General features: G+C 49.0%; 17 protein-coding genes and 1 pseudogene. 11 read left to right on the top strand and 7 right to left on the bottom strand.

Going from position 1 to position 21,870, the window contains the following annotated elements; genetic code table 11:
- Positions 1-136: 136 nt before the first annotated feature.
- The gene (locus tag ACR6Z4_RS19700; RefSeq protein WP_479719023.1) at positions 137-1,723 is read left to right on the top strand and encodes a DICT sensory domain-containing protein; all 1,587 of its coding nucleotides are present in this window, start codon (positions 137-139) and stop codon (positions 1,721-1,723) included.
- Between the two features lie 179 nt (positions 1,724-1,902).
- Here the strand turns inward: ACR6Z4_RS19700 and ACR6Z4_RS19695 are convergent, their stop codons facing one another.
- From ACR6Z4_RS19695 to upp, 3 genes are all read right to left on the bottom strand, one after another.
- On the bottom strand, positions 1,903-3,270 hold the full coding sequence (locus ACR6Z4_RS19695) for an NAD(P)/FAD-dependent oxidoreductase (protein ID WP_479719022.1): 1,368 nt from the start codon (positions 3,268-3,270) through the stop codon (positions 1,903-1,905).
- A 308-nt stretch (positions 3,271-3,578) separates the two neighbouring features.
- A complete protein-coding gene (locus ACR6Z4_RS19690) occupies positions 3,579-4,865 on the bottom strand; it encodes a URC4/urg3 family protein (RefSeq protein ID WP_479719021.1) in 1,287 nt (428 codons plus the stop codon).
- A gap of 39 nt (positions 4,866-4,904) precedes the next feature.
- Entirely contained in the window at positions 4,905-5,540 is a 636-nt protein-coding gene (gene upp, locus ACR6Z4_RS19685) for a uracil phosphoribosyltransferase (protein ID WP_479719020.1), read from the bottom strand.
- A 745-nt stretch (positions 5,541-6,285) separates the two neighbouring features.
- Between upp and ACR6Z4_RS19680 the strand changes: the two genes are divergently transcribed.
- Entirely contained in the window at positions 6,286-7,545 is a 1,260-nt protein-coding gene (locus tag ACR6Z4_RS19680; protein ID WP_479719019.1) for a GTP cyclohydrolase II, read from the top strand.
- A gap of 292 nt (positions 7,546-7,837) precedes the next feature.
- Here ACR6Z4_RS19680 and clpP read toward each other — a convergent pair.
- Positions 7,838-8,449: pseudogene (gene clpP / locus ACR6Z4_RS19675) on the bottom strand (ATP-dependent Clp endopeptidase proteolytic subunit ClpP); the annotation flags it as partial.
- 121 nt (positions 8,450-8,570) lie between these two features.
- On the opposite strand from clpP, the gene thiL reads away from it, so the two are divergent.
- The 6 genes from thiL (at position 8,571) to ACR6Z4_RS19645 (ending at position 14,099) form a co-directional block, all read left to right on the top strand.
- Positions 8,571-9,629, top strand: a complete 1,059-nt coding sequence (gene thiL, locus ACR6Z4_RS19670; protein ID WP_479719018.1) for a thiamine-phosphate kinase — start codon at positions 8,571-8,573, stop codon at positions 9,627-9,629.
- A gap of 383 nt (positions 9,630-10,012) precedes the next feature.
- Positions 10,013-10,477 (top strand): CBS domain-containing protein, encoded by a 465-nt coding sequence (locus ACR6Z4_RS19665; protein WP_479719017.1) that lies wholly within the window; start codon positions 10,013-10,015, stop codon positions 10,475-10,477.
- A 49-nt stretch (positions 10,478-10,526) separates the two neighbouring features.
- Positions 10,527-11,189 carry a phycobilisome degradation protein NblB gene (nblB, locus tag ACR6Z4_RS19660; protein WP_479719016.1) on the top strand — a complete coding sequence of 221 codons (663 nt, stop codon included), beginning with the start codon at positions 10,527-10,529 and terminating at the stop codon, positions 11,187-11,189.
- A 965-nt stretch (positions 11,190-12,154) separates the two neighbouring features.
- Positions 12,155-12,334, top strand: coding sequence for a hypothetical protein (locus tag ACR6Z4_RS19655; protein WP_479719015.1), 180 nt, complete (start codon positions 12,155-12,157; stop codon positions 12,332-12,334).
- Positions 12,335-12,492: 158 nt separating this feature from the next.
- Positions 12,493-13,137: a PEP-CTERM sorting domain-containing protein gene (locus tag ACR6Z4_RS19650; RefSeq protein WP_479719014.1), complete on the top strand. Its 645-nt coding sequence runs from the start codon at positions 12,493-12,495 to the stop codon at positions 13,135-13,137.
- A 512-nt stretch (positions 13,138-13,649) separates the two neighbouring features.
- Complete coding sequence (locus ACR6Z4_RS19645) at positions 13,650-14,099, top strand: ATP-binding protein (RefSeq protein ID WP_479719013.1); 450 nt, start codon at positions 13,650-13,652, stop codon at positions 14,097-14,099.
- Positions 14,100-14,258: 159 nt separating this feature from the next.
- On the opposite strand, the gene larC is transcribed toward ACR6Z4_RS19645, so the two are convergent.
- Positions 14,259-15,782 carry a nickel pincer cofactor biosynthesis protein LarC gene (gene larC / locus ACR6Z4_RS19640; protein WP_479719012.1) on the bottom strand — a complete coding sequence of 508 codons (1,524 nt, stop codon included), beginning with the start codon at positions 15,780-15,782 and terminating at the stop codon, positions 14,259-14,261.
- Between the two features lie 558 nt (positions 15,783-16,340).
- On the opposite strand from larC, the gene ACR6Z4_RS19635 reads away from it, so the two are divergent.
- Both ACR6Z4_RS19635 and ACR6Z4_RS19630 read left to right on the top strand, forming a co-directional pair.
- Complete coding sequence (locus tag ACR6Z4_RS19635; RefSeq protein WP_479719011.1) at positions 16,341-17,021, top strand: L-threonylcarbamoyladenylate synthase; 681 nt, start codon at positions 16,341-16,343, stop codon at positions 17,019-17,021.
- Positions 17,022-17,586: 565 nt separating this feature from the next.
- Positions 17,587-18,897: a HetZ-related protein gene (locus ACR6Z4_RS19630; protein ID WP_479719010.1), complete on the top strand. Its 1,311-nt coding sequence runs from the start codon at positions 17,587-17,589 to the stop codon at positions 18,895-18,897.
- Between the two features lie 311 nt (positions 18,898-19,208).
- Here the strand turns inward: ACR6Z4_RS19630 and ACR6Z4_RS19625 are convergent, their stop codons facing one another.
- Positions 19,209-20,111: a metallophosphoesterase gene (locus ACR6Z4_RS19625; RefSeq protein WP_479719009.1), complete on the bottom strand. Its 903-nt coding sequence runs from the start codon at positions 20,109-20,111 to the stop codon at positions 19,209-19,211.
- Between the two features lie 159 nt (positions 20,112-20,270).
- Here ACR6Z4_RS19625 and ACR6Z4_RS19620 point away from each other — a divergent pair, with 159 nt between their 5' ends.
- Positions 20,271-20,456, top strand: a complete 186-nt coding sequence (locus ACR6Z4_RS19620; protein ID WP_479719008.1) for a hypothetical protein — start codon at positions 20,271-20,273, stop codon at positions 20,454-20,456.
- Between the two features lie 487 nt (positions 20,457-20,943).
- Here the strand turns inward: ACR6Z4_RS19620 and ACR6Z4_RS19615 are convergent, their stop codons facing one another.
- Positions 20,944-21,816, bottom strand: a complete 873-nt coding sequence (locus ACR6Z4_RS19615; RefSeq protein WP_479719007.1) for an MBL fold metallo-hydrolase — start codon at positions 21,814-21,816, stop codon at positions 20,944-20,946.
- Between the last annotated feature and the right edge of the window lie 54 nt (positions 21,817-21,870).

Genomic DNA, 21,870 nt, shown 5'->3' with positions numbered 1-21,870 from the left:
TAAAAATATATGGAAATTCTCGTAAGTTATCGGTAGATTCTGAAAATTACCCAGCATGAATTCTGCTGTTGGAACGATCAGCGCATTGGAACCACTACTCTTAAGAGAAGACGATCCTTAACCGTACCCATTGTCTATGACTTCCTCACGCCTGCAAGACGCGTCTCTTTACGAATTAGCCCTCAGTTCTGAAGATCCCCCGCACTCTCTGCAAATCAGCCCGACAACCTTCAAATCCATCGTTAGCACCGTGCTGGATCTGCTGATCGAGCAGAAAATTTCTGCCACCTTAATTTTGAAGATGCCAAAAGGAGACATTTGGCAATCTGAGATCGATCGCTATCGCAAATCAGCTAGTGTGCTTCAGTTTCTTTATATTCTCCAATCCTTTCGCGAAGGCTCTAGCCCGAAAGTTGAGTTGGACAATGTCATGGGTGCCAATGACACTGATATCGATGTAGAAAATTTTGGCGAGCTAGATTTAATCGATGACCAGGGAATTATTACGCCTGTGGTCAGCAATTATGCCCATACGGTGCATCTGCCTTTATCGACAGAAAGCCATCTAAAACGAGAATATTTTTTATTAGTGCTTTCCGAAGAATTTTCTGGCATGGTGTTGGCACATCGTCCCCGTAGCGTACGGCAACCCAAACCCGATACCTCTTCCTCGTTTGATATGGGCAGTGTGCGGATCAGCATGGTGGTTGATGACGAGTCAGAGCGAAAACACCCCTTGCTAGGGTTTTGTACGGTTGAGCGGCAAACAATACAGCGGGTATTTGAGGGCATTCTTCAGGCGGTTCGGTTTGGGCTATCGGAAACCAACCCCAACCCGGAAACAGAAGCCTTGTTAGAACAATGGGAAGCGTTGCAGATTGATGTTGCTTCCAATCCCTTGCAGGCGCAATTAATCAGCACCTTACTGACCAAACAAATCCAACGCCAGGAAGAAGTCTGGCATAGCAGCGCCATTTATCGAAAGCAGGCTGAAACGGCGTCTGTCTTGCGCATGGAAAATGAGGAACTGTTAAATTCCACCCGACTCAAAGACGAGTTTTTAAAGAATGTTGGGCAAGAATTACGCGCACCTCTCGCCACGATGAAAACGGCTCTCTCACTGCTCAACTCACCTAACCTGAAACCAGCTCAGCGCCAGCGGTATATGGACATGCTGAGTCAAGAATGCGATCGCCAAAGTGGGTTGATTACCAGTGTGCTGGACTTATTGCAACTCGAAAGTGCGACCGAGCAAACCCCCATGCAACCCCTGCGGTTGACTGACGTGGTTCCCGGTGTTGTCAGCACCTACCAACCGCTTGCCCAGGAAAAGGGAGTAATGTTGGCATACACCATTCCCGAAGAATTGCCTGCTGTTGCCTGTATGCCCAACTCTCTGCGCCAGATCGTGATTAACCTGCTGCACAACGGCATCAAATTTACCCCCAAAGGTGGGCAAGTCTGGGTTCGAGCAAAACAACAAGGCGACTATATCCAACTGGAGTTTCGGGATACCGGCATTGGCATTGACTCCGCCGAAATTCCTAGAATTTTCGATCGCTTTTACCGCATTCGGTTTACAGGCAGTGAAGAGACCAGTGGAGCAGGATTAGGGCTATCGATCGTGCAACAGCTGCTGCTCCGCTGTAGCGGCTCGATTTCTGTGAAAAGCAGACCGGGCGAAGGCTCCACCTTCAACGTATTGCTGCCAATTTATCATTAGAGACTGGGGCGCGGGCGACGCCCACGCGCCAAAACATCACAATAGTTCTAAGACCACCCCATCCTTACACCAATCTTTTATGAAGTTGTGCCAAACTAGAACCCCCTGTAGTCCCCCTTGCCAAGGGGAACGGCGACAGCCGGGGGTTGAATAAGGCGCAGCTTCACATTAAATCGGTATTACACCTCAACAGGTGACTTCTCCGGACTGCCTTTGGGAGTTTGGAAATCTCCATTGCTGTTGATTTCTACCTGGACTAATGACTCTTCCCCGGTAATCAGCCTTGCGCCGCGTTTGCGGGTGAAATAGTTCCAGCCCCACTGGAGCATGACGATTAACTTATTGTCGTATTCGATCAGGTAGTAGATGTGAGCGAAGACCCAGACAAACCAGGCAAGAGGACCAGAAAATTTGGCAAATCCTAAGTTAGCTACGGCTTCATTTTGCCCAATCACCGCCAAACTACCCGTATCTACATACTTAAAAGCGGGTACGGTTTTTGCTTGCAGCCGTTGTTTCACCAACTTGGCAACATACTCCCCTTCTTGCATGGCGACGGGTGCAATGCCGGGTAACAGTTTGCCGTCCTGGTGGGTAAAATTTGCCAGATCCCCGATGACAAAAATGTTGGGATAGTCGCGAATACTTAAGTCAGGTTCTACCATGACTCGTCCGACCCGATCTAACTCTACATTCGCACGAGTCTGCAAAACATTGCCCATCTCCGATGCTTTGACTCCGGCAGCCCAGAGCACCGTCTTGGTAGAAATTTGCTCTGTCACATCGCCTTGCCGAGCCGTAACGATGTCGTCAGCAATATTGGTGACTAAGGTTTGGGTGCGAACGGTTACCCCCAGTCGTTCGAGAGAATCCTGTGCTTTGACGGAGAGATCTGGGGGATAGGGCGGCAAAATTCGATCCATTCCCTCTAGCAGCAAAATTTTGGCTTCGCTGGTATTGATATTGCGAAAGTCACTTTTGAGCGTGTTATAAGCGAGTTCGGCGATCGCCCCTGCCAGTTCTACCCCGGTGGGTCCCCCCCCCACAATCACAAACGTAAGCCACGCCTGACGCTTAGCAAAATCTGTTTCTTTTTCTGCCGCTTCGAATGCCATAAAAATTCGACGGCGCATCTCCAGGGCATCTTCTACCGTTTTTAGACCGGGTGCGGTAGGTTTCCAGTGCTCATTGCCAAAGTAGTGATGGCTCACCCCTGTTGCCACAATCAAGGTGTCGTAGTTGAGCGTTTGGCTGCGGGTAATCAACTGCTGAGCCTGGGGATCCAGGTCAATGACTTCATCCATCAACACCTGGACATTACGGTTGTCGCTGAGAATACCCCGCAGTGGTGAAGAGATATCGGCTGGGGAAAGGGTGCCCGTGGCAACCTGGTAGAGCAACGGTTGAAATAGATGAAAATTGCGCTTGTCAATCAATGTGACATTTACCGGAGACCGAGCCAATGTTTTAGCGGCATATAGCCCACCAAAGCCGCCACCCACAATCACAACTTGGTGAGGAGCCTGTTTCTCAGCAGTGTCTGCCATCGCTTTAAACTCCCTTGATTTCGATGTGGAATTAAATCACCTTCGGTATAGCACAAGTTTTTTTATCGTGTCCTAAGGAAATCGTAGCTATTAGCTTAGGGGATTTACCTCCCCCTCTTGGGTAGTCAGCATTACTTTTCCGACGCTTCAGCCTTTGACATTGCCGCATCTTGGGATGAATTTGTAAAGGTTCGATGAATTTCAGAGGCGCGATAAACCTCTGATCTGGATTGGACGCTTGAGTATGTTTTGTGGCGCGGGCGACGCCCGCGCCACAAAACATCACCACAGTTTTAGAACTACCCATTTCAAAATACGGTGCCGTCACTTTCAATTTGAATCGGGGGCAATCCGCCCGGTCGTAACGTTTGGGCAATTCGTCGTCCTGCTGCCCATGTGCCCCCTTCCAAAACTTTGACCAACGGCAGATCTACCGCACTCATACCCAACTGCTGCCGGATCGCAGCGGCAATCTGATCCAGCAACATCACCGTTAGGGCGCGCCACTCAACAATCACCTCCGAACTGGGTAAATGGCGATCGCTCAAGACACCAGGATGTTTAGCCTGCACCAATCCCAAATCAAAACATAGTCCGCCATTGCGATATTCGGCTAAGCCAGTGAGTTGATCCAGATCAGTGATGGTTAACCCCAGGTCTTGCAACGGTTCCAATAGTGAATAGGTGAGCCATTGCGAGAGTTTGTGAAACGGGACAAGGCGGGAACCAATGCCCTGATCGGGTAACGCAGAATGCTGCCAGACATCGCCCAAATTGACCTGAGCGATCGCCATCCGTCCTGCCCAAATGTCACCCAATCCCGTCAGAACGGCTTGTAAGACCGCCGGTGCAGGCAAACAGTGATCCTGAACGTGGGTGAGCAAATAATCGACCAGATAACCGGGACGGGGCTGGGACTGTCCCAACTGGCTCTGGTTTAACTCGGGCGATCCAAATAAATCGGGGTGCCGGGTCAGCACGTGCCCCAATTGTTGCAACAATGCCAGTCGTCCCTCTAGCCCTACGAGGGGATTGTTGTCACTGACCTGAAACGCGTCTGCTAGCTTTGCGGCAGTTAATTCCTGCAACCCCATCGCATCTGCCTGCAACGGTTGAGCTGGATTGCTAGAAAATGTGCCGTGTAAAAAAGCATGAAAGCTCGCAACGGCTAACCCTTCAGAACGGTGCCAGGTTTGCACTGTTTGGGGTTCACAATAGCGCCAGTCGGCTCCGGCTCCAGCATCGAGCAAGACGCTGATAATCGCTAAGTCGAACTTGATTCTGGCGCGTTCAACCCCAGCTAGAGCCTGGATCTGGGCATCGAGTTGGCGGAGACGGGAGTATCCCCCTGCTTCAAAATGTCGCCAGCGACTATGAAACGGCACATTCAGATCGGGATAGCTGTCTCGAATGACTTGCAACACATAGGCAGCAACGGTGTCTAGTTGGCTCAGATCACAGCGAAAATGCTGGAGTTGATCGGCACATGCCAGGTTAAACAGTTGCCCACAGCGATCGCGAATTGCCTGGGGAGACCGAAGATAGGCGATCGCCTGTTGTTCTGCGACCGATGGCACACGGGTTGAATTCGACACGCACCCCCCTTTTTTGCAACAGACGTTATTTGGTGCCCGTTATTTGGTGCCATAGAGGCGATCGCCTGCATCACCTAACCCAGGCACAATGTATCCATGATCATCTAGCCCCCGATCGATCGCGGCGGTGTACACAGGGACATCGGGATGCTGTTCGTGAAACCGTTCTAGACCTTCGGGAACTGCCAGCAAGCAGACAAACTTGATCGACGCAGGATTCGTTTCTTTCAGGCGATCGACCGCTGCCACCGCTGAATTGCCCGTTGCCAGCATTGGGTCTACCACCAACATATCTCGCTGCCCAATGTCAGGCGGCAGTTTCAGATAATATTCCACTGCCGTTAATGTACTGGGTTCACGATATAGACCAATATGCCCGACTTTGGCGGTGGGAATCAGTTCAATCATGCCATCCAACAACCCCTGTCCAGCCCGCAAAATTGAGACAATCACCATCTTCTTATCGGCTGCCAGCATCGGCGCTTCCATCTCAGTCATCGGGGTTTGGATGGTTTCGTATTTCAGGGGCAGATCGCGTGTCACCTCATAGGCAAGCAGCATCGAAATTTCTTTCAACAGCCTGCGAAAATCCTGCGTATGGGTCTCAACCCTGCGCATCAGCGTCAGCTTGTGCTGCACCAGGGGATGATTAATTAAAATTACGGCTTTCGTCATCAATTGTTCACACCACGAGCTTTGGTTTTGCAGTATAGGGGTTTCAGCCAGGGGATAGAAGAGTGGTTATCACCCACTACCCCATCCGTCGTCTTACTGGTAGATTCAGATCTAAACAACAAAGCCGTTCTTTTTGTCAGAATAATCTGTAAGTACTGAGTACATCGCACCATAAATTAGGGAATGAAATTCGGGGTGCAGGAATGGAACCCCTGGCTGGGGGCGCAGCCTCCAAACCCCCTGGTTTCATTTCCAAACCCTATCTTATGAATAACAGTACTTAGACAAAATAAAGGATCCAGTGTTTGGAAGTGTGCGCCTTCGGCGCACACTTCCAAACAATAAGGGATGTAATTATTTCTGTTTATCTACTTATCCATAGGATTATTTGACCATAGATTAATGCCTATCCTCAGTCGTTTTATTGATCTTGATAAAACTGAAAAAATTGGCATATTTACTGTAGACTAACTTAATTAAACTCAAAGCCTGAAACACTGTTTATCCCTAGTTTTACGGGGGTGACAGCCATACCATTCTGGCTTTAATTAAACAGAGGCATGCCATAGTTTTTCCTGACGTTTTCTCCTGCTGCTAAAGGCTTTCGTTTCGAGCAATTTGCTGATCCTGGAGGGACATTTATACAACGTGTGAGTTTTCCATCGCAACATGGAAAGCTGTTTTTAGCTTTTTCTAATCTGCGTCAAAGCAAACAAGCATTGTGCATGGGGTGCAACGATTCAATATGAATGATAGTCAACCAAAAAGCAAGCCGAGTCACATCATTCTCACGTCTCATCAGAATGGTGGAAACCAAAAAATTGTGCCGTTGAAATGGGGAGCGTCTGACCCCAAAGAACGGGGTCCCGTGATTGGCTCTCTTAGAAGTCAGAGCCATCGCAATGTGATTGGGACTTACTCGGGTTCGTATGGCGTTTATCGCGCTTTAGCCGTTGCCAGTGGAGTGTTAGATCCAACCCACAGAGCCGATCTCACCAACACGGCACCGATTGTCAATATCGGACCCCATCCCAGCTGGTATGAACCGGATCGGATTGTGTCTCTCGATCCTTTTGGTGCGATCGCCGGTGATATTTTTTCATCGTTTGCCGATAAAGACTGCGACATTTTACCCACCATTGCCATCACCAAAGCCCACATTAATATCCCTGAAATTAATGATGAAATTGCTAAAGGTCGCTTGCAGGCAGATGGCAAAATTTTGAAAAAAGATGGCAATCTGGTTGTTACGAAAGCTGCCATTGATCCGGTCTGGTATCTACCTGGAATTGCCAAGCGTTTGGGTATTGATGAATGGGATTTGCGACGAGCTTTATTTCAGCAAACTGGAGGGATGTTTCCCGAATTGGTGACGCGCCCAGATTTGCATGTCTTTTTGCCACCCATTGGCGGCATGACCGTTTATATGATTGGCGATGAAACCAGCATTGCCGACCCAACCAGACCGTTAGCAGTACGCGTCCATGATGAATGCAATGGGTCGGATGTCTTTGGCTCTGACATTTGCACCTGCCGCCCGTATCTGGTACACGGCATTGAGGTCTGCATTCAGACAGCACAGGAAGGGGGAGCTGGCGTCATTGTCTATTGCCGCAAAGAAGGTCGGGCATTGGGTGAAGTCACCAAATTTTTGGTCTACAACGCCCGCAAACGGCAAGAAGGGGGCGATCGCGCCGATGCCTATTTCATGCGCACTGAATGCGTGGCTGGGGTGCAAGATATGCGCTTCCAGGAACTGATGCCAGACGTGCTGCATTGGCTAGGCATCACCAAAATCGATCGCCTGGTGTCTATGAGCAACATGAAATACAACGCCATCACCAATGCAGGCATTGAGGTCGTCAACCGGATTCCGATTCCGCCTGAGCTGATTCCGGCAGATGCCCAGGTGGAAATTGAAGCGAAAAAAGCATCCGGCTACTACTCCGAAGATGAGGTCTTGGGAGACGTGGCACTGTCTCAAGTCAAAGGGCGCAATTATTAATCTCTAGAATAATGTCTGTAGCACCGTGCGGGTTCATTCGGCATAGTGTTGTGGGGCGCAGAGCGCCCCACAACACTATTTCTGCATTTAACAAACGTGCACACCGCTATAGAATCTAGAATCTCCTCTCAAAAGCCTTGCCCAATTAAAAATGTCCAGAGGGGAGAGGGCGGCTCCGCCGCACTCTCCCCTCTGGATCGCAAATCAAATAATTCCTATCAGTTAAGTTCTCTGTAGGGGCACACAGCGGTGCGCCCCTACGATTGCTGGGATGACTTTTGTAAAAATCGCCTTAGTCTGGAACGGCTGCCGGACGACTACCCACCGCACGCCGATCAATCACCTGATCGATCAGACCGTAGTCCAGCGCTTCCTTAGCCGACATAAAAAAGTCACGCTCTGTATCTTGTTCAATCCGTTCTAAAGGCTGCCCTGTATGCTTTGCCAACCACTCATTTAAGCGTTGTTTGTGGTATAAAATCTCCTTTGCCTGGATTTCGATATCAGCGGCTTGCCCTTGTGCCCCACCCAACGGTTGGTGAATCATAATCCGGGAATGCGGCAGGCTCATGCGCTTTCCTTTGGTTCCGGCACTCAGCAAAAAAGCACCCATGCTGGCAGCTAAGCCCACACAAATAGTGCAGATGTCTGGGCGCACATGGTTCATGGCATCAAAAATACCCAAACCTGCCATGACTGAGCCACCCGGAGAATTGATATAGAGGTAAATATCTTTTTCGGGATCTTCAGCTTCTAAATACAGCAGTTGAGCCACGATCAAATTGGCAACATCAGAGTCAACCTGTTGCCCCAAGAAAACAATGCGCTCTCTCAAGAGACGGGAGTAGATGTCAAATGCGCGTTCACCGCGACCAGATTGTTCTATGACGGTTGGAATCATGGGGTTTCTCGTCTTCTCTGAACCTTAACTGTTCCTATTCTATCGATTTACCTGATACAGGTATGGTGGGTGATGTCCTAGATCGGGTGTTATTTTTTTTGGAAAAGCGCGCAGCGCGGTTACGATGCCGATGAATACTCACAATGTGCAACTTCAAGACCTGGGAGAGCAAGGGTTAATCGCGTTACTGCAACAATTTTGCCCTCCTGAAGTGATTGGCGATGATGCGGCTGTTTTGCCCACGCAACCAGGGCAATCGTTAGTCGTCACGACCGATATGTTGGTGGATGGGGTGCATTTTAGCGATCGCACGACATCTGCTATGGATGTTGGCTGGCGAGCGATCGCTGCTAATCTCTCAGATCTTGCAGCCATGGGGGCTGAGCCACTGGGTCTGACCGTCTGTTTGGGATTACCCGGCAACACGCCGGTCGATTGGGTTCTCCAGCTTTATCAAGGCATGACCGATTGCCTACACCCATTTGCCGTGCCCATTGTTGGGGGTGATGTGTGTCGCTCAACAGTCATCACCGTGGCGATCGCGGCTTTTGGACAGGTCGATCCACAATTCGCTATTCTTCGTTCGACGGCACAACCAGGAGATGTCATTCTGGTCACAGGGGTTCATGGCGCTTCACGGGCAGGGTTAGAACTATTGCTCCATCCCGATCAGGGGCAACGTTTAGCAGCAAGCGATCGCGATCGCCTGATCCAGGCTCACCAACGCCCCCGTCCTCGGCTGGATGTTATTGCCCAGCTTCGCACCCTATTCAACGCAGATTTGACAGATTTGACAGATCTCAATCCACATCTCACTGCTCCACTCACACCCAGAGTAGCTGGAATGGATAGCAGCGATGGCTTGGCAGATGCTGTTCTCCAAATTTGTCGTGCCAGTAAGGTCGGGGCTATTCTCGATCGCAATCAGATTCCTGTTTCCCCCGCCCTCAGCGACTGGGTGGGCGCAGACCAAGCCTTAGCCTGGGCATTATACGGCGGCGAAGATTTTGAGTTAGTCCTATGCCTACCGGCTACGGGTGTTGAGGCATTGCCAACGCAACTAAGAGATACAGCGTTTATCATTGGCAGCGTAACGGAACAACTGGACATTTGCCTGCACGATGGCACAGGGACGTATGCCGACGAAATCCTCGATTTTTCAAAAGGCTTTCAACATTTTTAGGCAATCAGGGGATGCCATCAACTGGAATTGCACAGCATCCCAACCGATAAAACTCGTCCATCAAGAGATCTACTGTTGTTTACATTACGGTTGAGAGAGCCGCGCGGAGCGCGGCTCTCTCTCAACCACTCGCACGTCACACCCTTGAGAATTGCTATAGCAATCCTAAATCAGTTGTGAAAGCGCCCGCCCGAAGGGCGGGCGCTTTCACAACTGATCAGGTTCACAAATCAAATAAGATCGCTATATAAAACCCCGGTTCGATGGCGACGCACTACACCCAAACCGGGTGGCACTCGTGTAACAACCTGTGAATCCCGACAGGTTGAGCACCTCAATTTCCTACAATGAGCCTAGAGACCTTCATCAATTCATTGAGTTTTATGATCCCAACTGTTGGCGATGTCATGAGTCATGACCCCATCGTAGTTCGTCCAGAAACACCTTTAAATGAGGCAATCAAACTCTTGGCTGAACGACATATCAGTGGTTTACCCGTCGTTGATCCAGACGGAAATCTAGTTGGGGTTATTTCTGAAACAGACCTAATGTGGCAAGAAACAGGTGTCACTCCTCCCGCCTACATCATGCTGCTCGACAGCGTTATTTATCTAGAAAATCTGAGCCATTACGAACGAGATTTACATAAAGCGCTGGGGCAAACGGTCGGAGAAGTGATGTCCAAAGACCCGATTACGGTGAAACCAGAAAAACCGTTGCGCGAAGCAGCTCAACTGATGCACGAACGCCAGGTTCATCGCTTGCCCGTACTGGATGCGGCAGGTAAAGTCATTGGCATATTGACCCGAGGCGACATCATTCGGTTTATGGCAGCCCACCAAAATTAGGGGTCTGAACACGCGCTCAACCATGTCCTTAAAACTGAGATAAGTCCTAATGAGTGTTACACCTGAAGCTGTAAAAGAACTATTGCAGTCAGACGATTATGGCGATCGCCTAAAAGCGGTTAATTTGATTCGTGAACTCGACCTGGCAACGGGGTTTGAATTGATTCAAACTGCGATCGCCGATGAAAATGTCCGCGTTCGTTACGCCGCCGTGAGTCAACTAGGAACGTTGGGCAAGCACGATCTGGAAACCTCATCGGTGCTCCTGCGCGAGCAGCTCCTCAAAGATCCAGAACCCGATGTTCAAGCGGCTGCGGCTGATGCCATTGGCGCACTCCAACTCACTGCCGCATTTGAAGAATTGCAAGCGCTCTACCATGAAACCGATCAATGGTTAGTGCAATTCAGCATCATCGCAACTCTGGGAGAGTTAGGAGATCCACGCGCCCTGGAGTTGTTAGAAATTGCGTTGCAATCCGACAATGAGCTGATTAAAACAGCTGCGATCGGTTCCCTTGCTGAATTGGGCGATCGCCGAGTTTTAGCCCTGTTAAGTCCCTATGCAACCGATCCAGACTGGCAAATTCGTTATCGAGTCGTACAAGCCTTGGGACGACTAGCCGATCCAGAGTCTCGGGCAATCCTGGAAACGCTAGCTCAAGATGAGGTTGAGTCCGTGGCGCAAGAAGCCAAAAAACATCTGAGTGAATAATACTCACCTCAGCTGATAGTGATTTAAACAAAATTTTAGATAAAAGCAGGGGTTTGGGGACTAAGTCTTCAAACCCCTGCTTTCTATGATCCGTCGTGCTGCCAATTTAATTAAGGCTATAGCAATTGAATAGATGGTTAGGACGGTGAGGGTGTGGGGGCTGCGCCCCCAGCCAGGGGTTCCACCCCTGCACCCCGTTCAACCAGCCTCTCGGCTGCTATATCAAACCGATCATCTGTCTGATTGGGGTGTCAAATCGGGATGAGACATTCAAGCCTTGCTATGGCAATCTCAAATGGCTTGTGAGAGGCACACCCCTTCGGGGTGTGCCTCTCACAACTCGCTGATCTGACATGAAGACAGGCAGGGCGTTGCACCCCCTCCAAACTTCCACAAGTCCTTGCTAGAGACTCTCAGTAAATCTGCCCGCGCAGCAGGGATGTTTTCTACGAAAAAATGCTAGCTGCAATACCCATATAGCGATCCTAAATCCGTTGAGAGAGAGCCGCACGGAGCGCGACTCTCTCTCAACGAATGCAATTTATCCAGGTACAGAGCGCTATAGAATCCGTTGTTTTTGGGGCGGACGACCAAAATTCTTGTGAAGCGATGTTTTTTGATGTTTTGGCAGACCATCGTGAATCATGCAGGCTAGTCAATCTGCAAGACGCTATTCACCGTGAAACTACTGTTTTTGCGTCAAAAAGCGTACTTAAAATTCAGTATGTTCTCTATAGACTAAGGGTTGTTTCAATGGGCATCAAACCCCTCTTTTCTTCACAAGTCGCTTAAAGTAGACAATTCCAAAGGCTTATCCAACAAGGAATATAAAGCTTTCGTATTTAAGGGGATATCTGTAAAGAATCGGTGAATACTCCTTCTAAGCTAATGACTTCCTCTGTAAGTAGTGCGTAAATTAGAAGACATAGAGAGCGGACTTCACTTAAATCTTGATGCACCCCTAGATGATGGTACTTAAAGAAGCTCTCTGGTCATCTCTTACTCTCTTTGCCCAAGGTAAATTGTTCATTCTCCAGACCAACGTGTGTTCTTGTGCCTCCAATAAACCGTTGACTGAGTCTGCAACGATTGATGCTGATGCCTCCCTGAGTGTTTTTACTCCGCCCACACCTGCCGGTGAATAAGAGTCGCACTCTGCACTACATATTCATAGTTTTTTAGCTGACATTCGGTTACTGGAATCTTAAGGAAAATAGCGATGAATTTCCGTCAATGCCTTTTTGCTACGGCCGCTGCATCTGCTCTGGTTGGTTTTAGTGCTCCAGCTCAGGCAGCATCTTTCTTGGGCGTTCCCGTCGTCACTGATTCATCTGCTGCCAGTGGCATCAAAGGATACGCTGCTACCATGCCTTTCTCTAATAGTGTTTTTACTCCCACCAAAAACACAACCGTTACATTTAGCGTCGAAGACTTAGGTCTGGGTAGCCGTGGAAAGCTGCAATCTAAAGTTGGGTTTATGTCGGGCGGTACCTTCACCTCTCTATTAGAAGAAACCTCCGCTTATAACCCTGGATCGAATACAAGCAATGATTGGCTAGGTACCTGCGGGGTCGCTATCACCACCTGCAAAACCAGCTTTACCTTCCAACAAGGAGTTAACTATACGCTAGGACTACTAACTGGCAATAAATTTACGGCGTTCGGCGTTGCCCAAGAAGGCTCTTACACCTTCTCAACAAAGTCTGACGAAATGAAGCCGACGTTTACAACCGTTAGTGCCCCTGGTTCATACATCCTAGGGTTTGAAGATAAAGGTTATTTTCGTTCTAATGGTCAGTACTGGCATGACTACCAAGACTGGACCATTAAAGCAACTGTAGAACCTGAGTCTGTGCCGGAACCTGCATCGTTGCTCGGGCTGAGCCTCGTCGGTGGTGGTTTCTTCTTCTCTCGTCGTAAGACACGTAAGTCGGAAACCGTTGCTTAATCGACTGGTGTTGCTGATTTCGGGGGTGAATTTGAACGTCAACCCAAAGGATTCATATTCAAATTCACCCCGTTACTAAGGACCGTGGATTTAATAAAACCCAATTCTTTTTGAGAGAGCGGCGGCTCCGCCGCTCTCTCAAAAAGAATTGCAGGTTAATTAATTTGTGATCCTAAGTAACCCTTCATTAACACGCCATCGCACTCAAACTGCTGTGACAGCATTTAATCACCTTTAAATAGGACTGAGATTTCTATGAGAAGTCTTAGTCCTATTCGTCGTTGGGGAGCTTAACAGAAGGCAATATGAGTGTGCTATCATAATAAAAGATACCTCTTAGGTCATCTAAGCAAAAAGTATCCTAATCATTATCTTTAAACGACCTGATTTAGATTCACTTTTATCTCTAAAGATTCCTACTATCTAGCTGAATCTAGAGAGATTGACCTTTGAATACGTTTAATCACTAAATTGGTACCAACTGTTCGCTTGAAAGTTGTGAGGTTTACTGAGTGATTGCCATCTCACTGCGTCCGGCTGGGCGCAAGTGGTGTACCATTAGCTTTGCCTCTACGCTTCATCTCTGCCCTGTTTTAGACTTGCTGATGGCAGATGTGCCTACTAGATGGAGAGCAGAGGTTCGCCTCGGTTTGCAAGAAGCTTTAGTGAATGCTGCTAAACACGGTAACAATCTAGACCCGAACAAAACCGTTCTCGTAGAGTTTTTTATCCTTGAAGGGCAGTATTGGTGGATCATTTCTGACCAGGGTCAAGGATTTTCCCCGCCATATTGTTGTTCGGTTGATTCTTCCGATCGCCATATCGATGACGTTGAAGAATGTGGTCGAGGGCTCTATATATTACATCAGATTTTTGACCAGGTTCTCTGGAATGATCAGGGTACGGAGTTACGCCTCTGTAAGCAGGTCAACAGCCGCTCTAGATTACCATTACTTCTCTGAAGTTTAAAGCATGATTCTGGGTTTGGAATACGTCCTTAGGATCACAAATTCATCAATCTGTCATTGGTTTTGAGAGAGCTGCGCGGAGCGCAGCTCTCTCAAAACCGCACTCTATCCAGCCTCGGGGCACTACAGTTAGTATTCGGTTCAGGCGAGTTCTTACGCTGGGTCACCTGCGCCATTCGTTTGCTGACGGTACCAATGGCTAACAGCTAAGCGATGGATTTTGCGCCAAGGTTGGTCAAATTGTCGGGCAAGTTTGGCACAGTCTTCATATTCAGGCTGAACATTGGCGATCGCCCCATTGACATTTAACATAGCCACTTTGATGCGGACTGCGCCATATTCCGTCTGCACGGTTTGAATCTCTCGATGTAACGCCGACCTGTGTTGCAGGGTGTGCCGAATCCCCAGCGTGGTCGTTTCTCGAAACAGGATCGCTTCACAGGTTGCTTGATCCGGCAACCGACAAATCACAGTGATTAAAATCCCCGGTCGAGACTTCTTCATGCCGATCGCCTGAGTAAATACATCAAGCGCTCCCGCTGCCAGTAGCACTTCAAATAAATAGCCAATTGCTTGCGGGTTTAAATCATCAATTTGAGTTTCTAGAACAGCGACCGTTTCTTGAGGAATGTCGGCAGATGGAGAGGCAACCGTCAACGCAGTAGGGGTGACGATATGAACAGACGTCCGCTTAGCGTTGGCATGAGTAGATGAGGTCGTATCCGTTCCCAACCATAGCCGTAAGATATTGGGCAGTAAAAGCTCTTGCGCACCTGCTCCTAACCCCACTTTTTGTAATGTCATCGGTGGAGGGGGACCAAACTGAGTTGCCAGCGTCGTGGCGATCGCCGCTCCGGTAGGGGTAACTAATTCGCGATCGATGCCATTGTAGTAAACCGGAACCTGGCGCATTTCCCACAGCTTGAGTACGGCGGGTGCCGGAACTGGTAATAGCCCATGAGCGGCTCTCACCGTTCCACCGCCGATGGGTAGTGCCGAACAGTAGAGGGCTTCGATCTCTAACCAATCTAACCCCAGGCAAGTGCCCACAATATCGACGATCGCATCGGTGGCACCGACCTCATGAAAATGCACCTGTTCGGGGGGAATGCCATGGACCGCACCTTCTGCGGCGGCTAGCTGCCGAAAGATAGCTAAACTCCAGGCGGCGGCTCTTGGTGGCAATTGGGCTGACTGGATCAACTGTTCGATCTCAGGCAGGTGGCGGACGGTATGCCCTTGTTCTGAAGTGTGCGTCGGCTGGGTCGTGGCGATCGCCTCTAAGCCAACTAAATGCGATCGATCAGACGCTACGGGATCAGGAGCCTGGGCGTGGGAATGGGGATGAGAGTGAGAGTGGGGATGAGGTTGAGAGTGAGAGTGGGGATGAGGGTGAGAGTGGGAATGGGGAGTAGAAGAAGGGCGATCGCCCTTCGCTTCTGAGGGTACAGAAGCAGCATTGGGTGGCTCAGGCTTGAGCAAATCCACATGCACTTTTGTTGCTTGCTGACCATTGCGCTGAACCAATTCTGCCCAAAGTTGGTACTCATGATGAATATCAAGACGATTGAGCATCTCAATAAGATAGTCTAGAGGTACTCCAGCATGAACAAGAGCACCTAAACACATATCCCCAGACAAACCAGTCGGACACTCTAAATAAGCAAACTTGGGCATACATTTCAGCCAATGGATTGAGTCAATGGTTGGGTTTCAACGGTGTTGTTTATTTTTGAAACGTACGCTTGGCGTGCGTTTCAAAAATAAACAACACATCTAGAGGCTGACGTTGTCGATCGGCAACGCACACGTGCCATTGACATCCTATAGCAATCCTATGGGTTGAATGAGTCCCTTGCGCTCAAATCCGGTGTTCCTCATCCACCCTGAGAATTGGAGGCTTGCAATCAGGAAGCCGTTCATTCTCGCAATAGCTTGGGTTGATTGCGCATTTCAGCATCAACCCTTTACAGCCTCTTGTTCATCATCACGGGTGATACAACTACTAAATTTTGCAACCGGGAGGAGGGGAGACTGCGCCCCCAACCGGGAGTTTTACTCTCTCCGCCCTCTGCAAAACGTTTAATTTAGCGTTCCGCAATTCCTCAATTGCAAAAAACATCCCGTTGTTTTGTCGTGTAGCTTTTCTACAGCACAAAGCAAGTTGGGATCTGTTTAAAACCAACTTAAAAACGACCGTTGAAAACATTATTTTTTAAATGGGTGTAGATCGTCATGGCAACTATCTACAAAATTCATCCGGATACACCTCAAGTTCGCGGAATAGAACAAATTAGAGACTTGCTGAGGGCTGGAGCTGTCATGCTCTATCCCACAGATACAGTCTATGCAATTGGTTGCGACCTCAATTCTAAGTCGGCAGTCGAGCGGGTTAGACAGATTAAGCAGTTGTCCAATGACAAACCCCTCACCTTTTTGTGTTCTTCACTGTCCAATATCACTCAATATGCTTACGTGACTGATACGGCATATCGGATCATGCGGCATTTAGTACCGGGACCTTTTACTTTCTTGCTGCCGGCAACTAAGTTGGTACCCAAATTGGTAATGAACCCAAAACGTAAAACGACCGGAATTCGGGTTCCTGATTCTCCCATCTGTCTAGCCTTATTAAACGCGCTTGAAAATCCTGTGATTTCTACATCAGCCCATGTCTTAAATGAAGACATGATCGGTTTGAAAAACGGCATGAAAGCGCAGGGAAGTATTTCGCAAGCCGAGTTGTTTGACTGTTTTGATAAGTTGGTCGATGTCATTATTGACGACGGCTCAGAACCTCAATATCAAGTCTCCACAATTTTGGATTTGACGGAAGACGACCCGGTGGTTGTGCGTAAAGGGCTGGGCTGGGAAGATGCGGCAGCCTGGGTGGGAAAGGTCGGAGCAGACGTTTAGTGTCTTGAAACCTCTCTGACTGGTTAATATCACACACATTAAATAAAACCCGTAGATTTGTTGTTGGCAGCGCGGCGATGCCGCGCTGCCAACAACAAATCTACGGGTTCATTAAAGTCACAATCCTCAGATATTTTTTTAAGCGTATGAGGTTGATCGGAGGCTAAGGCAACTTAAGATATCTAAAAATCGTCCTTAGTGTAGATGATCCAGATCTGAGATTGTCCTGTATCAAAGCAGTGATCAGGTTGTGAAGAATATCTGCTTTTTCCTCAAGTAAAATCTTGGGTTGGTTAGTCTTGTGAGAGCGAACGGGCGATCGCACTGGGAGGTAAATGCGTAAGGGGTAGCAGACCAGCTTAAGAAGTGACATAAGCAAGGCTAGAAATCCCCGTATTCCTAAAAGATCAAGGTGTAGAGAGCATTGAACAAGACAACGAGTTTTGAGGACTGCCAAGCGGGTTAACGGCTATCAGTCACTGCAAAACTCAACGCTCAAAGTTCAAGCTGCAAACCCTCCCTCACCTACCCCTTAAATTCCGTGCTCTACCATAAGACAACTGCTATGAACGCTGAACCTGTTAATTCTTCTGGCTCCTCTGCGCCAAACGGAAATCATGCCTTTTCTTTGTCTTCAGTCAGCCTGGAAAATTCTACGCCTGCAACGTTGGGTCAAACGGAACCCGACCTGGACGACGTAGCAGCCGCAGAACAGGCTGAAAGCCAAATTGAAAATCTTGCCAAATTTTTATTAGTCGAGTTTCAGGCAGATCTACCTGATCCATCAACCAGCGTAAAAACGGTGGTTCGCCGTATCGCTGCTGAAGTGGAGCGGATTTGCACCAAGAGCGATCGCATCCAGACCTCAGGACAGATCCAAACCTGGCAATTGACCTTAGCACGGCACCGGATGCAAAAGTGCCTGACGTACTATCGTCTTGGTTCTCGCCGAGGACGGGTGGAACTGCATAGCCGTCTTAGTGCCATGGTCTACCGTCAGATTGCTCCTGCTAGAGCCAATCTAGGGTTTCAGGCTCGCTACGCCTTGATCGAAGACTTTTTGCAAGGGTTTTACATTGAAGTGATGAAAAACTTCCGCAAAGAGAATGGCTTAATAGAGACCTACACGCCCCGCACGCGCATTGAGCTAGCCGAATACATGGCATTTGCCGACCAATATGCCAAACGCCGGATTGCCTTACCCGGTCGCCGCAGCCAACAGTTGGTCGTATTGAGGGCACAGGGGTTTGCCAATCGTCAGCCCCAAGAAACGACGATGGATATTGAATTGGCAATGGAAGCCTCTAAAGGTGATGATGCCGATATTCATGCTCGGTCGCCCCTGATGCAGCAGGTTCGCGATCAAATGGTGTCGGATGCCACCGATCCCGCTGAATCAGTTTTGCGCGATCGCGTGATCCAGGAGCTAATGGCGTATCTGGAAGTTCAGGGACAATCAGACTGTGTAGATTATTTGACCCTGAAGTTGCAAGATTTATCGGTTCCTGAAATCGACGATATTCTCGGTTTAAAACCGCGTGAACGCGACTATTTGCAGCAACGGTTTAAATACCATGTAGAAAAATTTGCCCGGTCGCATCGCTGGCAACTGGTGCATCAATGGCTGGGCGCAGACCTGGATCAAAATTTGGGAATGTCGCAAAGTCAGTGGGAAACCTTTTTGCTGCAACTGACACCCGATCAACGGTTATTGCTGCAACTCAAATACGAGCAGGTGGGTGAAAAAGCGATCGCCCAACGGTCTGACCAAGACATTGCCAAAGCGCTCAACTGCACCCCCAAACAAGTGCAAAAACGCTGGGTCAAATTATTGGAAATGGCATGGCAATTCCGCAATCAAGGCAAAGAGGGTTGAGCCAGTGAAACACTGCATCAGCCAGCCAACAGGCACCTTGGGAATAGACATGGATTGTAGGGGTGGAGCATTCGGCCAAAAGCCTGCCCAATAGAGAGGAGACTATCTGCCGAATGCTTCGCCCGCACAGATGTAAACGGGTGCTATTTCATCGATTATGCTGAGCCAGATTAGCGGCTTGAACCGATCCAGTCTCATCGACTGAGTGTCGCTGGGGTGAGGCTGTTGATCCGCCGCTCCTGCGCTACCCATAGGAAAACTGCATAAAGTTAACTAAATTCACAATGTCATGAGTGTCAGGTTCATGACTATCAGGTTCCGGCTCCTGCCAATTGGCGAAGTTTCCAATCGGTTACAGAAGACATCGTTTTGGGTCGATCGATCGCAGACATCAGTGTAATTACGGTGAGTTCGGGAGGGCAGAAAAATCTACCCGGTGGGAACGTTCCTAACCCCCGATTGACGTAAAGGACATTTGCCCCAACCTGATGTAGACCCTGTGCCCATTCCCAATGCCTGACGACCTTATAGCGATCTTCTCGCATATAGGGAATCCAGGGGCGAAGGGATTTTGGCACATAACGACGCACTTGTTGATACCAGGATGGAAAGGGACCCAGACCTGGAACAACGATTTGTCCGCCATGGGTGTGCCCAGAAAGTTGCAAATCAACTCGCCAGGGTTGCAGTTTTACGGCACTGTCGGGGTTATGAGACAGCACAATTCGCGGCAGAGCATCGTGAAGTTGAGACATCACAGGGGCTGGATCAAACTCTTTTGACCAAAAGTCAGCTAACCCAACAATTGGCAACTCTTTGCCCAGCGGATAGTCAATTTGATTCCACAATACCCGTATACCAGCAGACTCCAGCGCCTCAGTCATGCGTGCTTTTGAGTCGGGGAAGTGGATATCGTGATTGCCTAACACGGCATAAACGCCCGAACGACTTTCAAGACGTTTTAGATGGCTTACCAGACTATAGATCGGCATTGGATCATCGGTTACTAGATCTCCCGTTAGGGCAACGAGATCGGGTTGGGCAGCGTTGCTGCGAGCGATCGCCTCAGATAGCAATTTTTCCGATAGTCTCAGCCCATCAAAGTGTAAATCAGACAATTGAGTAATCTTAGATCCCTCAAGATGTTGGGGTAATCCAGGGATTTCGATTGTTAACGGTTCAACACTTAACGGACCAGTTAGCAACCTGTGCATCAGTTTGATACCTTAATCCAATTCAGCACCCTAAGCTTATCAAAGTCTCCGAGGCAACCCGTCAATCCTGTGTCGTAGAAAACATCGATCGGTAAAGTTTCCGGAAACCCCTGTAATTTCACCGAAAAACTGAATGCTCTCTATACAGTGACCAGCGTTATGAGACATACCATCACTGACACTGGCAATGGCTGGCTCTTAAAAATCTGGGAACCTTCTCCCCCCGTCGGCGATCGCACTCTACCCTTCCTCTATAAAATCAAATCGATTCATCCATCTCAGGCAGAGGCAGAAAAGGCATTAGCCTATCACCAACGCATGAACCAATGTGGAATTATGGTCTGAATCCTGGCGATGCCTCTCCCAACGGGTGATCAACGCAGACTCAACCCGATCGCCTCAACTCCTCAACATCACCCTGAGTTTTGCTTAATATTTCGCCGCAAAATATAAACCCTTAAAATCTTTCGTTACTATTACTGACCCCAGAGTACCGATTTAAAATACAAATTAAGGCAGATATTTTTCGCTTTCTGATCAGGATCGTTGTGGACTGGAAACCTTCGGTTTCCAGTCCACAACGATCCTGCTGCTTGACTAACAAAAGTGCCAGAAGGTGTATTCCACTGTAGGGGCAGGTTTTGCCGAAACGCTGACTGTGAACCGATCAAGAATTTGCTAAACCTGCCCTTACAAAGATCTGTCAGTCAATCAGATGCTCCTGAGAATCTTAGATTTAATTCAACCCAATTCGTTTAGGAGAGCGACGGCAGAGCCGTCGCTCTCTCAAACGGAGACAGATTCATTAACCTGCGGTTCTGAGCGCCAGACGCTACTGAGTTTTGAGCCACTCCAGACATATCTGCATCTGTTGCTGCATGGTGTCACGATCGGCAGCATACCGACGACCATGCCCCGGCAGCACCCACTCAAATGAATAGGTCGCTAATCGTTGCATCGAGCGGGTTAGCTCTGTCCAGGAATACCAGCAGGTGTTGCGAAACGCGCTCAGCTGCCCCAGGTGCTCAGACCATGCCAGGTGATCGCCGCTGAACAAAAATTTCTCAGCATAGATCAAAACCGTATGCCCTTGGGTGTGTCCGGGGGTGGGCACAATTAACAGATCCGTCGCCAGAGAAATGGGTTCAGTCCCAGACAGGGGTATCTCTACGGACTGGGTGCTATGGGTTATATCTGCGCTATGAAGAATGCGATCGCAGCCAAAGTGCTGATGAAATTTCTCATGATCGGCAACGTCATCGCGATGGGTCAGATATAGGTAACGAATCCCACCCATTTTTTCGAGTTGCTTCACCAGAGGGGGCGTATAGCGGGGCGAATCGACCAGTACATTGCCCTCAGGACGAACAATCAAATAACTCGCGGCACCATACGACGACTCGGCATGATAACCGCAATGGTAGACCGAATCGGCGATCGCAATGGGAAAACTATGCTGCACAGCCTTGACATCCGCAGGTTTCTCGACCGTACCAATAGAAGCGGTCGGACAGGAGAGCAGCGCCTGCATTGCTCGCAGTCGCTCTAAATCGGTGATCGGCTGATGGTAGACTGCCGATTGACCGGCTTGTGCCTGAAAGATTTCGGGAGCCATCCAGCGGCATGTATCGCAATCGATGCAACTGCGATCGACATAAAATTCTCCGCTGACATTTTGAGACCGACGTTGATTAAAGTGAGCCATGATTTCAGGGATCAGAGGTAGAGGAGGCATTGCCTAATAACGGGATGACTTTGG

Source organism: Calyptranema fuscum S582 (assembly GCF_055793305.1).
The sequence above is the reverse complement of the archived record's forward strand: the minus strand, read 5'-3'. Positions and strand labels throughout refer to the sequence as shown.